This window comes from Vibrio nigripulchritudo, assembly GCF_027924785.1.
Classification (GTDB): Bacteria; Pseudomonadota; Gammaproteobacteria; order Enterobacterales; family Vibrionaceae; genus Vibrio; species Vibrio nigripulchritudo.
The window spans coordinates 25,262-38,619 of sequence record NZ_AP027049.1 but is presented as its reverse complement, the minus strand read 5'-3'; the positions used below and the strand labels follow the sequence as shown (position 1 = coordinate 38,619).

Sequence of the window (13,358 nt, the reverse complement as noted above, 5' to 3'; positions counted from 1 at the left end):
CGATTGGTCACTCAGTTCATTGAAACCTAAATTGATACCGAAGTATCTATTTGGATTATCATCAACGAGTGCCCACACAGATTGATAGGTCTATATTGTTAAAGAACATTGATTTGAGCTCTGCTCAAATCGGACGGCTATTTTAGCGAGATAAACATTTGTGTCAAACACTTTTTTCAGTTTATTTCGTTCGCTTTTCAGCGTTCTAATCTAACCTCTGACTCGCTTGGTTTCTTTCGAAGCCATCCCGTGTCAGCGAGGGTGCATTATAGAGATCGGCATCACTTTGACAACCCTTTTTTCCTATTTTTTTCGCCTTTTTCGTTGTTCGGGCAAAAAGCATTCAAAAAAGGAGATTTATGACGGTTATTTACTCAAATTCTTCACGGAATCTACGAAAAGAGACACCTTTTCCCAGTTTGTGTATTCCACTTCTTTTGTCGTATCGGTCTCTCCACCTGTCATCTTCATAATAAAACGTATCATTACACGGTCGAACCAACGATAACGGGGATAATAGAGTGCTCCGGCAAACACGCCAATCAAGGAAGGTTTCCACGGAGACTTCGTCAGGAACTTTCTAATATAGGCACTTCCTTCTGGAGTGTCTTTTCCTTCGGCTTCTTTTCGAGCCGTCAGATTGACACAAAAGAAAGCTGCGTTTGCCTGATTGAGAGCCTCAAGATGACGATCAATAAACTGATAAAGCTTTTTATTAAGATGCCCGTATCGGATAGAAGCGCCAATGACCACTTTGTCGTAGCCAGATAAATCCACCGTTTCGATTTGATGGAGATCCATCATGGTGCAATCGACCGAACCCAGCTTCTCTTCTATATAGTGTAGAATTTTGATGGTTTGCCCTTCGCGGCTTGAATGCAACAGCAGTACTTTTTCCATCGAATGCCCTTTATCGCTCTTTTGAAGTTAGCTACGCCAAAAAGTTGGTGTCAGCAAAATTAGGAGAGTAAATATTTCTAATCGCCCGAACAGCATAGAAACCACAAGTACCCACTTTGCCGTGTCGTTGATGTCGCCAAAGTGCAATGCTACATCACCCAAACCAGGACCTAGGTTATTTAGTGTAGCGGCAACAGCAGAGAAAGCACTCAGCTCATCCATACCTGTGGCAATAAGTGCCAGCATACAAACTACAAAGACCAGCGCGTATGCTGAGAAGAAGCCCCACACCGCATCCACAACCCGTTGAGATAGTGCGGTTCCACCCACTTTGATGGTGTACACCGCTCTTGGGTGAACCAAGCGCTTTAATTCACGCGCACCTTGCAACGTTAGCAAGAGAATGCGGATAACTTTCATTCCTCCTCCGGTTGACCCTGCGCACCCTCCTATAAAAGAGGAAAACAGAAGCAACACTGGCAAGAAAAGAGGCCACTCGGAGAACCCCGTAGTGGTAAAGCCCGCAGTGGTCGAAATAGAGACGGTTTGGAAGAGTGCCTGATCAAAGGCATCAAACACCGAGTTATAACTGTGGTGTTTGAGCAAAAGTAAGAAGCAGATTAAGAAGAGTATGCCCTGTATAAAGAAGAAGGCACGAAACTCAGGGTCTTTCCAATAGTATTTCGGATGCACGCCACCAGACGCAAATGCCGCAAAGTGAAGCGAATAGTTACACGCCGAAATCAGAAGAAACACCACGGTGATCATATTAATGGCGGTACTATCGAAATAACCGATACTGGCATCATGTGTTGAAAACCCACCAATCGCAATAGTTGAAAAGCTGTGGCTGATTGCATCGAACAAGCTCATTCCCGCCAGCCAGAATGCGGCGGCACAGGCAATGGTCAAACTTAAATAGATGTACCAAAGCGCTTTGGCAGTTTCGGCAATGCGCGGAGTCATCTTACTGTCTTTGACTGGACCAGGAATCTCCGCACGATAAAGCTGCATACCACCGATCCCCAGTACTGGAAGAATCGCGACGGCTAATACGATGATTCCCATTCCACCAAACCATTGAAGAAGCTGTCGGTAAAAGAGTATCGCTTTGGGTAAGTCATCTAACCCCACCAGCACTGTTGCTCCCGTGGTAGTTAGAGCAGAAAAGGATTCGAAAAAGGCGTCGGTCACCGAGATGTCCGGAGTGTCGGAGATGAGAAAAGGCAGCGCACCCGCACTGCCGATTACCGTCCAGAATAGCACCACAATAAGAAAGCCATCTCGGGCTTTGAGTTCGTGTCTGTGATGACGATTAGGGAACCAGAAAAATCCGCCCGCGATCAACAGAACGAAAAAGGTGGTCACAAAAGGCACACCTGCACCATCTCGATAGATAAGTGCGACAAAGGCGGGCGCCAGCATGGATACGCTAAACAACGCGAGTAACAAGCCGACGATACGGATAATTGAACGAAATTGCATTCTTGCTTCAGAAGCAGAGCTTCTTTGATTCCTAATCTAGGGTCTGTTGACCTAATTTTCTATTGGTGTGACAGATGCTTTAGCGCCACTTTTATTTATAACAGCCTGGGTAAACCCGTCCACTTGGCTCACTTCAATTTCAACGATGACCTCAATGGCCTCACCGTATTGCGCATCAACCTGAACCGCTTGATAGGCTTCCATTAAAGTCTGAGCTATGGGCATAAACGAATAGTCTAACCTTAGCTTAAGATTTGTGGTTATTTTTTTCTCTATTGTTTGAAGCAGCTTAAGGGCTTGCTGCACACCGCCACCGTATGCTTTCACTAAGCCACCAGTTCCCAGCTTAATCCCGCCGGAATAACGCGTTACCACCGCACTGATTTCGCCAACACCAGAACCCGATAACTGAGCCAGAATCGGTTTCCCTGCCGTTCCTGACGGTTCACCATCATCACTGAACCCGTATTTCATGGAGTCTTCCGGTCGGCCTGCGACAAAACCCCAGCAGTTGTGACGTGCAGAAGCGTGTTCTGTTTTAACTGAATCAATGAACGCTTTGGCATGTTCGATGGAAGGGGTATGCGCCAGATGAGTAATGAAAATACTCTTTTTGATCTCTTCTTCGAATATCGCAGGTTCGGCTGGTATTAAAAATGGGAGCAAATTCATGGCACATAGGTCCGCTTTCAAGGGGGGCGAAGTGTATCACGTGACATTACAAAAAGTGTACAACTCGACAAAAATCAAACACGCGTTTGAAAATGTATTGAAATTAGCCAAAAGTCAGCGCAAACTTACAAAGTCGAACAATATGACAACATAACTATAACATTCACTCTCTCAAGCAATCTTGGATTGCGTATCGCGGAGTTAGACATGATTTACCAATCAAATACTCTACAAGTAAAGGAACTGAAAGACGGCATCGCCGAGCTTAGCTTTTGCTCTCCAGACTCAGTCAATAAGCTCGACCTTGCTACTTTAGAATCTCTCGATCAGGCGCTGGATGCACTTAAAGACCATTCAGGCTTGAGAGGGCTGATTCTCACCTCGGATAAAGACAGCTTTATTGTGGGTGCGGATATCACCGAATTTCTTGGCTTGTTTGCAAAACCTGAAGACGAACTGGACCAGTGGGTGCAGTTTGCAAACAGTATTTTCAGTAAGTTGGAAGATTTGCCCGTTCCGACTCTATCAGCAATGAGTGGTCACGCTCTGGGCGGTGGTTGTGAATGCGTTTTGGCTACCGATTTTCGTATTGGTGATACCACTACCAGCATTGGACTACCAGAAACCAAGTTAGGCATCATGCCAGGCTTTGGTGGCTGCGTCAGGTTGCCTCGTGTTATCGGCGCAGACAGCGCCATGGAAATCATCACACAGGGTAAAGCTTGCCGAGCTGATGAAGCGTTAAAAGTTGGGCTTCTGGACGCCGTAGTGGATACCGAATCGCTTCGCCAATCGGCAATCACGACTGTTTCCCAAGCCGCAGACGGCACACTGGACTGGCAAAGCCGCCGTCACCAGAAAACATCAGCCCTCACCTTGAGCAAAATGGAGGCCATGATGAGCTTTACCATGGCTAAGGGCTTGGTCGCGCAAAAAGCAGGACCACATTACCCGGCACCGATGACAGCAGTAGTCGCGATTGAAGAAGCGGCTCGCAGCGCAAGAGACGAAGCGCTTGATGTTGAACGCAAACACTTTGTTAAGCTCGCCAAATCAGAAGAAGCCAAATCTTTGGTTGGTTTGTTCCTGAATGACCAATATATCAAAGGGCTGGCGAAGAAATCCGCCAAGTCCGCATCGAAAGATACAGCACGTGCCGCGGTACTCGGCGCTGGCATCATGGGGGGCGGCATCGCTTACCAATCGGCTCTGAAAGGCGTGCCAGTGATGATGAAAGACATCGCACAGGCATCGCTCGACCTAGGTATGACGGAAGCATCGAAACTGCTGAACAAGCGTCTGTCTCGTGGTCGCATCGACGGGTTTAAGATGTCTGGAATTCTGGCTTCGATTACCCCAAGCTTGCACTATACAGGCATTGAGAATTCCGATGTCATCGTAGAAGCAGTCGTAGAAAACCCGAAAGTCAAAGCGGCAGTGTTAAGCGAAGTGGAAACATTGGTCGATGACAACACGGTGATCACCTCCAACACCTCAACCATCCCCATCAACTTGTTGGCAAAGTCGCTGAAGCGACCAGAGAACTTCTGTGGCATGCACTTCTTCAATCCGGTACATCGCATGCCTCTCGTCGAAATTATCCGAGGTGAGCACACCTCAGAAGAGACCATCAATCGCGTTGTGGCGTACGCTGCGAAAATGGGTAAATCCCCGATCGTAGTCAACGATTGCCCGGGATTCTTCGTCAACCGCGTGCTCTTTCCGTACTTCGGCGGATTCAGTCAATTGCTGCGCGATGGTGCCGACTTCACCAAAGTCGACAAAGTCATGGAGCGCAAATTCGGCTGGCCAATGGGTCCGGCGTATTTGCTTGATGTGGTCGGGATTGATACCGCTCATCACGCCCAGGCTGTTATGGCAGAAGGCTTCCCGGAACGAATGGGGAAAGAAGGCAAAGATGTGATCGATGCGCTGTTTGAATCGGAGCGCTACGGTCAGAAAAACGGCACAGGTTTTTACCAATACAGCTTAGATAAAAAAGGCAGACCAAAGAAAACATTCAGCGATGAAATCCTCTCTGTTATTTCCTCTGTCTGTGCTGATCAACAAGCTTTTGACGAAGACACCATCATGCAACGTATGATGATTCCTATGATTAACGAAGTCGTGTTGTGTTTAGAAGAAGGTATTATCGCCTCTCCTCAAGAAGCCGACATGGCATTGGTGTACGGATTAGGTTTCCCACCATTCCGAGGTGGTGTCTTCCGCTACCTAGACAGCATCGGTATTGCCGAGTTTGTAGCAATGGCAAAACCATACGCGGACCTTGGTGCTATGTATCAGCCACCACAAATGCTGATCGACATGGCAGAAAGAGGCGAAAGCTTCTACCAAACTCAACAAGCTGGCACGTTATAACCCTCTTTGGAAAAGGAATCTTAAAATGAACAATGTAGTGATCGTTGATTGCCTTCGAACCCCAATGGGTCGCTCCAAAGGCGGGGCATTTCGCAATGTCCGTGCAGAGGATCTCTCTGCACATCTGATGAAAGGAATCTTAGAGCGTAACCCTCAGGTTAACCCATCTGAAATTGAAGACGTTTACTGGGGGTGTGTTCAACAAACCCTAGAGCAAGGGTTTAACGTCGCGAGAAACGCCGCGCTGCTCGCTGGATTGCCTATTGAAGTAGGCGCGGTGACGGTGAACCGTTTGTGTGGCTCTTCCATGCAAGCACTGCACGATGCATCGCGCGCTATCATGGTGGGCGATGCCGATATCTGCCTGATTGGCGGCGTTGAGCACATGGGGCACGTCCCTATGACGCACGGCGTTGACTTCCACCCTGGCTTATCCAAAAATGTGGCCAAAGCCGCGGGGATGATGGGTTTAACGGCTGAGATGCTGGGTAAACTTCATGGCATCAGCCGAGAGCAGCAAGATGAGTTTGCAGCACGTTCTCACGCTCGCGCCTACGCTGCCACGCAAGAAGGCAGGTTCAAAAATGAAATCTTGCCGACCGAAGGTCATGCACCCGATGGCTCGTTGATGATGCTGGATTACGATGAAGTGATTCGTCCAGAAACAACCGTCGACGGATTATCTCAGCTTCGCCCAGTATTTGACCCAGCAAACGGTACGGTAACCGCAGGGACATCATCTGCCCTGTCGGATGGTGCTTCAGCCATGCTGGTGATGAGTGAAAGCAAGGCCAAGGAACTTGGATTGAACATTCGTGCGCGCATTCGCTCTATGGCGGTTGCAGGCTGTGATCCATCCATCATGGGTTACGGTCCAGTTCCTGCGACCAAAAAAGCACTTAAGCGTGCTGGTCTTTCTATCGAAGATATGGATGTGGTAGAGCTAAACGAAGCCTTTGCAGCCCAATCGTTACCATGTGCGAAAGACTTAGGCTTACTGGATGTGGTTGACGAGAAAGTGAACCTTAACGGAGGCGCTATTGCATTGGGTCACCCACTGGGTTGTTCAGGCGCTCGTATCTCGACAACCTTGATCAATTTAATGGAAGCAAAAGACGCCAAATACGGTCTTGCGACCATGTGCATCGGTCTCGGACAGGGCATCGCAACGGTGTTTGAACGAGTCGATTGAAGTTCACCTACCTCCTAGAATCAACAAAGCCAGCGTTCAAACGCTGGCTTTCTATTATCAAACAACGAATTAGAGTCACTTCACGCTTTTATCATTCCCGTTGATATGAACATAGTTTCTAACTGTCAGAGATTATAAACTGCGCTTATATTGATCATTGCCATATAAATTCAAATAGTTACAAGCGCAATATCATCAAAACACCGTTAGGCAGTCTAATAATAATTCTAACGACTAAATCATTTGTTGGCTTTGAACCCTCACTTACCCCTGTTATGTGTACAGGGCACTGAAAGTGCGGGTATCAAAAATTTAGAAATACTTAAGTATTCAAAGGCTAGGTACCATGAACATTATTAAAACCGCAACACTGATCGCGGCGCCATTGCTATTAGCAGCTTGTGGAGGAGGAGACAGCTCGACACCGTCAACCCCTTCTACACCTAATACTCCTTCAACACCAAATGTGGCTCCCGTGATAACCACAAATGGCGACAAAGTGGTGTCAGGCGCTCAAACTGTCATTCTGTCTGCTAACATTTCCGACTCAGATAGCGGTATTGCATCATACAAATGGGAACAAGTTTCAGGTCCAGCCGTCACTCTTTCTGATATCAGTGGCACTATGGTGTCTTTTGTCGCCCCCTCTACCTCACAACAGCAGACTCTAGTATTCAAGCTGACAGTAACAGATACCCAAGGGGCAGTAAGCAGTGAAACAGTCACTGTCACCGTAAATGCAACAATCTCCACAAACCGTGCACCAACTATTGCTCCTTTTGCGACTCAAACCTTTAGACCCAATGTCAGTGCCAGTATTACAGGCAACGCTTACGACTTAGACGGTCATATAGTGAAGTACCAGTGGGTACAGCGATTTGGTACCAGTGTCACATTGACCAACTCGGACACTGCGCAACTTTCCTTTACTGCGCCGTCAATTACTCAAGCTGAGTGGCTAGAGTTTCAGCTCACCGTCACAGATAACCAAGGTGCAACGACCAGCCAGCCAGCACGAGTGCTTGTACAGCCTAACCAAGCGCCTGCATTTCAGTTTATTGGTGATGTGACCACAGATATTAACCAACCCGTGACTATTGCGGCTTCTGCCTACGATAGAGATGGCAGCATCGAATCCTATCGCTGGGAGCAAACCTCGGGAACGAACGTCACAATTGCTAACCCGGATTCGCAATCCTTAAGCTTCACTTCTCCAACCCTAAACAGAGAAGAAACCCTGACGTTCAAAGTTACAGCGACGGATAATGAAGGGGAGACGGGGTCAAGTTCCGTCGATGTAACAGTCCAAAACGCTGGTAATTTAATAGAAAGTCTCAACTTCCAAAACTCGATAAACGAGAGTTGCATGAACTATTTAGCAAATACAAATAATTGGAAGTTCATCGATGAAGTCACTGATTATGGGTGTAGTCGAAGTTCGTATGAGCCTGAATTCGAGAAGCTTACAGAGCTAGCCTCTCTGCGCGTTAATCTACGATATATGGGATCAGGAGAATTTATAATTGGAGCACATCCAAAGTTGAATTCATTGAACTTAACTTCCGATAGATATAGCAGAACCAGAGATGTCACTATTTCCAATCTCCCAGAATTAAAAACCGTAATTCTTGGTCGCGGGCAGGGAACAGTAAATATTACAAACAACCCACAACTAACCAATGTAAGCACTACATTTTCTGGATACGACTTCAATAACGTAGATCTATCCAATAACCCTAAACTTAAACATGTAGATTTAATAAAACGTAGTAACTACATAAAAAGTATCGATTTAACAAACAGTAATGCAATAGACACCTTGAGGCTAAAGCTATCATCTGCAATATCTCAACTCGATGCTACAGTTCTAACACACCTAAAAGAGTTGAGCGTAGTAGGCACTTCCATATCATCCATTGATCTATCAAGAAGCCTTTCGTTAGAAATTGTTGATATAGAGACGACAACTATCAATGCCATTACTTTACCAAAAACCAACACACTCACGTCTGTCCAGGTTTATGGTCGACTTCAGCGCATTGACTTAGATGGAATAACATCACTTACAAATCTAAAGCTACCGAAAAGTAGCCTGACACAAATAGATCTCAGTAAACAAACTCAACTTTCAACCTTAGACTTACAGGGCAACGCTCTAACCAGCTTAGATGTTTCTAACAGCCCTAAACTGACTTCATTGAACGTTGGTCAAAATCAGCTTACCAACCTAGACTTGTCATCCAATAGTGTACTTACATTCGTAAACGCTTCTGATAATCCATTGACCTCAGCAGATTTAAGCCAAAATACCACACTAACCGCTCTGCACATAAGCAACTCAGGCAATGCAAACATAGACTTTAGCCACCTAACCGAACTGACTTCACTGTCTGTGGCTTCAAAAAACCTAAGCTCATTCAATGGACATAACCACACGAAATTGAAGTCGTTGGATTTATCCGATAACCCAATAACGTCTTTTGATTTGAGCGCCATGCCGGAATTGTCTACTTTGAAGCTAAACAAAACACAGCTCAGCTCGCTGGATGTTACTGGTGCTTCAAACTTATACCTACTGCATGCTAGTGCCAGTCAATTGAGTTCACTCACACTCCCAACTGAAAAAAGTGTACTGGGCGATCTGAGAGTCAGCTTTAATACGTTAACTGATTTGCCAATCACACAATATCCAAACCTGAAATTCCTGTATGCAGCAGGAAACCAGCTTGCTGATTTAGAAATTAACTCTCTTGAGCGACTCATATCCTTGCACCTGGGAGACAATGCAATCAGTAATCTAGATATCAGTAAAAACAAATGGTTGAGGTGTGTGTCTGTTTATGACAACCCCTTCACCCAAAGTACGAAAGATACTTTGGATCAATACGCATCTGAATTTGAATACCTCGATGCAATAACCTACACCCAAGCCACCAGCGAAGGGCAATGTGGTTACGACCCTTATACTCCGACCCCTTAGTCACATCGCTACCTCCAACTTCGGTTGGAGGTAGCATCTTCAAAACCAGCCTCACTTCAAGCTTTTCACGCTATTCCATGAACTTTTGATGAAACACCTATCTAGACAACTGTCCACACTTGTCTAGACATCTCTTATCAAGCCTTTTAACAACAGACTTTTAAGCGAATTACCAATATTTCGCTGCATTTTTCTGACATTTCGCTGCAATAAAACCGTCATTTCACGCTAGCAGGATAGAGCCGAACAAAACAGAAGGTTCGCTCTATGGACAGCATCGTTACCGTCACGGATTTAAATAAAACATTTGGCAAAAACCGTGCACTGAACAGTATCAATCTGGATCTCACGCACCGTGGTATGACGGCGCTATTGGGTCCTTCGGGGTCGGGAAAGTCGACTCTGCTGCGCCACCTCAACGGGTTAATGGCTGGCGACAAAACCGACGCGTCGGGTGACATCCGTATTATGGGTCAGCCCGTTCAACAGTCGGGCAAAGTGAATAAGCAGATCCGCGCCACTCGCTCGCAAGCTGGCTTTATCTTTCAGCAATTCAATCTGGTCAATCGCCTGTCTGTCATGACCAACGTTTTGATAGGGGCGCTTAGCGAAACACCTTGGTGGAGAACCGTCAGCGGGCAATTCACCATAGAACAGAAACGCAAGGCACTGGAAGCACTTGATCGCGTCGGCATGGCAAGCTTTGCGCATCAGCGAGTTTCTACCCTTTCTGGTGGTCAGCAACAACGCGTCGCCATTGCAAGAGCACTGATGCAGGACGCCAAAATCATCTTCGCCGATGAACCTATTGCCTCACTCGATCCCGAATCGTCTCGTGTGGTGATGGAATTACTTCAGCAGATCAATCAACAAGAAAACATCCCTGTCATTGTGACACTTCATCAGGTCGAGCATGCACTTAACTATTGTGAGCATGTTATCGCTCTGCGGGATGGGCACATTTTTTACCAAGGCAGTAGCAACGGGCTGACATCGAGCCAGCTTGAAGCGCTGTATCGCGGAAAAACAGAAGAAGCGGGCGTGATTGTGGAAGGCAACTTCGCAGGTTCACCGGCTCCTTCGCCAGCAATTGAACTTAATCAACCTACAGTCAACATTCAGTCAAAAGGAATCTGAACATGTTACGTGTACTTCGTAAGATCTCAGTGGGTATCGCTTTAGCAGCAACGGCGCTTGCGCCAGCATGGGCAGAGGAAGCCCCTCTGAAAACTCTGAACTTCGGCATCATCTCGACCGAATCTCAGCAAAACCTAAAAGCATCATGGACACCATTTTTGGATGATATGAGCAAAAAACTGGGCGTTGAAGTGAAAGCTTACTTCGCTCCCGATTACGCAGGCATCATTCAAGGCATGCGTTTCAACAAGGTCGATATCGCATGGTATGGCAATAAGTCTGCCATGGAAGCTGTTGACCGCGCGGGCGGAGAGATTTTTGCTCAGACTGTCGATGTAGAAGGAAACCCAGGGTACTGGAGCCTATTGGTTACACACAAAGACAGCCCAATTAACTCAGTTGAAGACATGTTGAAAAACCGCTCAAACCTGGCGTTTGGTAATGGTGATCCAAACTCAACATCTGGCTTCCTGGTTCCGTCTTACTATGTGTTTGCAAAAAACAACGTTCAGCCAACTGAATTCAAGCGTACTTTGAATTCTAGCCACGAAGTAAACCTGTTTGCGGTTGCCAACAAGCAAGTGGATGTCGCGACCAACAACACTGAAAACTTACGTCGTTTCGAGCGTAACAACCCAGACAAATTCAAAAACATCAAAGTCATCTGGAAATCTCCACTGATTCCAGCTGACCCAATCGTATGGCGTAAGAACCTGCCAGAAGCAACCAAAACCGCGGTTTACGATTTCTTTATGACGTATGGCACAACCGGCAACGCAAAAGAAGTAGCGGTGTTGAAAGAGCTTGACTGGGCGCCGTTCAAAGCCTCTTCAGATCTTCAACTTCTCCCAATCCGCCAACTGGCTCTGTTTAAACAGCTTAACAAGCTCGCGACCGATAAGAAGTTGGACAAATCTCAGATGGAAGAAGCCAACAGCGTGAAGTCAGAACTGGCTGCGCTGAACCGTCAAATGGCGGCTTTGGATGCCATGGAATAACACTCAAACCCAAGTGGGGCGAACCTGCCCCACTTCTAACAAAGAAAAATGAGAACAAACATGGACACCAATATTTCAATGGATGCCTTAAACACCCACCAGAGCCTCAGTCAGAAGCTGAAACAGCTAGTGAGCCTGATGGTCATCGCTCTGATACTGGCTTGGGCGTGGCAAGGTGCGGAGATGAACCCGGTTCAACTCATCGCCGACTCCAGCAACATGGCAGAACTCGCCAGTGATTTCTTTCCCCCCGATTTTTCACATTGGGACCTGTATGTGGAAGAAACTTTAATCACCATTCAGATAGCGATTTGGGGCACCGTCCTCTCGGTTATTTTCTCTATCCCACTTGGGCTGATGTGTGCCGACAACATTGTGCCAGCTTGGGTTTATCAACCAACTCGTCGCTTGATGGACGCGGCGCGTGCCATCAATGAAATGGTGTTTGCCATGCTGTTTGTGGTCGCGGTGGGCCTGGGGCCTTTTGCTGGCGTCTTAGCATTGTTTGTCCACACCACTGGTGTGCTTGCCAAACTGTTTTCTGAGGCGGTAGAAGCCATTGATTTGGGACCTGTTGAAGGGGTGCGTGCAACCGGAGCCAACAAGCTGGAAGAAGTCATTTATGGCGTAATTCCACAAGTATTGCCTCTCTGGATCTCATTTACCTTGTATCGGTTTGAATCCAACGTTCGCTCGGCAACCGTTGTCGGCATGGTGGGCGCAGGGGGTATCGGGGTGCTGCTTTGGGAAGCCATTCGCGGATTCCAGTTCCAGCAAACCGCCGCCATCATGCTGGTCATCATTGTGACAGTGAGCCTGATTGACTTCGCCTCTCAGCACATTCGCAAGGCGTACATCTAAAAAATTTGTCTGAACTTGTCTAGACAACTAGGCAGCGTTGGTTGGAGGACAACCCCATGCAACTCTATATGGACATCGCCAAACAGCTCGAACAGGAAGTACACAGCCGGTTTAAAGTGGGCGACTTTCTTCCTTCCGAGTCGCGTCTGGCAGACCGGTTTCAGGTCAACCGCCATACCGTCAGGCGCGCCATTGATGAGCTGGTCTTTTGCGGGTTGATTGAACGACAGCAAGGCAGAGGCAATCAGGTCATTCGTCAGCCTTACGCCTACCCGCTCAATCAGGGCGCGTACTTCACGCACAACCTGACCAAGCAAGGCTATATGCCAAGGTGCGAAGTATTGAGCCGTCAATTGATCACCGCCAGTGAACACCTAGCCAAAGTTCTGAACATTGAGCTGGATGCTCAGCTCATCAAGCTCACCACACTCAGAGTGATTGACGGATTGCCATGCAGCTTGATTGAGCATTATCTCCCTAACACCGACTGGTGGGGACCGTTGCAATATTTTGAGAGTGGTTCGCTGCACAACTACCTCCACCAGCAATTGGATACGGAACTTATCCGTCAATCCACCAAGCTTCGTTCACGCATGCCCAATCGGCAGGAACGAAAGCAACTCAAACTCTCGGAGAACATTCCGCTGATTATTTTCCGAACGGTGAATGTGGCAAGCCAGACTGAACAGGTCATGGAATATTCTTGCTCCTACACCCGCTCGGACATGATTGAAATCGTATTGGAGCATTAACC

The 13,358-nt window shown here is 47.1% G+C and carries 10 protein-coding genes; 7 read left to right on the top strand and 3 right to left on the bottom strand.

Annotated features, from left to right (window positions below; genetic code table 11):
• Window positions 1–366 precede the first annotated feature (366 nt).
• The 3 genes from hemG to QMG91_RS00170 are packed head-to-tail and all read right to left on the bottom strand — an operon-like array spanning window position 367 to window position 3,057.
• Window positions 367–900, bottom strand: a complete 534-nt coding sequence (gene hemG, locus QMG91_RS00180; RefSeq protein ID WP_004400169.1) for a menaquinone-dependent protoporphyrinogen IX dehydrogenase — start codon at window positions 898–900, stop codon at window positions 367–369.
• A 27-nt stretch (window positions 901–927) separates the two neighbouring features.
• The gene (locus tag QMG91_RS00175; RefSeq protein ID WP_004400170.1) at window positions 928–2,385 is read right to left on the bottom strand and encodes a TrkH family potassium uptake protein; all 1,458 of its coding nucleotides are present in this window, start codon (window positions 2,383–2,385) and stop codon (window positions 928–930) included.
• A gap of 51 nt (window positions 2,386–2,436) precedes the next feature.
• Complete coding sequence (locus QMG91_RS00170; RefSeq protein WP_045966233.1) at window positions 2,437–3,057, bottom strand: YigZ family protein; 621 nt, start codon at window positions 3,055–3,057, stop codon at window positions 2,437–2,439.
• Between the two features lie 207 nt (window positions 3,058–3,264).
• Here QMG91_RS00170 and fadB point away from each other — a divergent pair, with 207 nt between their 5' ends.
• From fadB to phnF, 7 genes are all read left to right on the top strand, one after another.
• Window positions 3,265–5,436, top strand: coding sequence for a fatty acid oxidation complex subunit alpha FadB (fadB, locus tag QMG91_RS00165; protein WP_281828115.1), 2,172 nt, complete (start codon window positions 3,265–3,267; stop codon window positions 5,434–5,436).
• A gap of 25 nt (window positions 5,437–5,461) precedes the next feature.
• A complete protein-coding gene (gene fadA, locus QMG91_RS00160) occupies window positions 5,462–6,628 on the top strand; it encodes an acetyl-CoA C-acyltransferase FadA (protein ID WP_281828114.1) in 1,167 nt (388 codons plus the stop codon).
• A gap of 346 nt (window positions 6,629–6,974) precedes the next feature.
• Window positions 6,975–9,608 (top strand): leucine-rich repeat domain-containing protein, encoded by a 2,634-nt coding sequence (locus QMG91_RS00155; protein ID WP_281828113.1) that lies wholly within the window; start codon window positions 6,975–6,977, stop codon window positions 9,606–9,608.
• Window positions 9,609–9,875: 267 nt separating this feature from the next.
• Window positions 9,876–10,745, top strand: a complete 870-nt coding sequence (gene phnC, locus QMG91_RS00150; protein ID WP_022549492.1) for a phosphonate ABC transporter ATP-binding protein — start codon at window positions 9,876–9,878, stop codon at window positions 10,743–10,745.
• Between the two features lie 2 nt (window positions 10,746–10,747).
• Window positions 10,748–11,743: a phosphonate ABC transporter substrate-binding protein gene (gene phnD, locus QMG91_RS00145; RefSeq protein ID WP_004400177.1), complete on the top strand. Its 996-nt coding sequence runs from the start codon at window positions 10,748–10,750 to the stop codon at window positions 11,741–11,743.
• A 78-nt stretch (window positions 11,744–11,821) separates the two neighbouring features.
• The gene (gene phnE, locus QMG91_RS00140) at window positions 11,822–12,604 is read left to right on the top strand and encodes a phosphonate ABC transporter, permease protein PhnE (protein WP_038124668.1); all 783 of its coding nucleotides are present in this window, start codon (window positions 11,822–11,824) and stop codon (window positions 12,602–12,604) included.
• 56 nt (window positions 12,605–12,660) lie between these two features.
• Complete coding sequence (gene phnF, locus QMG91_RS00135; RefSeq protein WP_281828112.1) at window positions 12,661–13,356, top strand: phosphonate metabolism transcriptional regulator PhnF; 696 nt, start codon at window positions 12,661–12,663, stop codon at window positions 13,354–13,356.
• Window positions 13,357–13,358: the final 2 nt, after the last annotated feature.

What these genes read in the sequence shown, in the direction of transcription:
- phnD (WP_004400177.1), top strand. Translation starts at nt 10,748, where the DNA reads ATGTTACGTGTACTTCGTAAGATCTCAGTGGGTATCGCTTTAGCAGCA.
- hemG (WP_004400169.1), bottom strand. Translation starts at nt 900, where the DNA reads ATGGAAAAAGTACTGCTGTTGCATTCAAGCCGCGAAGGGCAAACCATC.
- fadB (WP_281828115.1), top strand. Translation starts at nt 3,265, where the DNA reads ATGATTTACCAATCAAATACTCTACAAGTAAAGGAACTGAAAGACGGC.
- QMG91_RS00175 (WP_004400170.1), bottom strand. Translation starts at nt 2,385, where the DNA reads ATGCAATTTCGTTCAATTATCCGTATCGTCGGCTTGTTACTCGCGTTG.
- phnE (WP_038124668.1), top strand. Translation starts at nt 11,822, where the DNA reads ATGGATGCCTTAAACACCCACCAGAGCCTCAGTCAGAAGCTGAAACAG.
- QMG91_RS00155 (WP_281828113.1), top strand. Translation starts at nt 6,975, where the DNA reads ATGAACATTATTAAAACCGCAACACTGATCGCGGCGCCATTGCTATTA.
- phnC (WP_022549492.1), top strand. Translation starts at nt 9,876, where the DNA reads ATGGACAGCATCGTTACCGTCACGGATTTAAATAAAACATTTGGCAAA.
- phnF (WP_281828112.1), top strand. Translation starts at nt 12,661, where the DNA reads ATGCAACTCTATATGGACATCGCCAAACAGCTCGAACAGGAAGTACAC.
- QMG91_RS00170 (WP_045966233.1), bottom strand. Translation starts at nt 3,057, where the DNA reads ATGAATTTGCTCCCATTTTTAATACCAGCCGAACCTGCGATATTCGAA.
- fadA (WP_281828114.1), top strand. Translation starts at nt 5,462, where the DNA reads ATGAACAATGTAGTGATCGTTGATTGCCTTCGAACCCCAATGGGTCGC.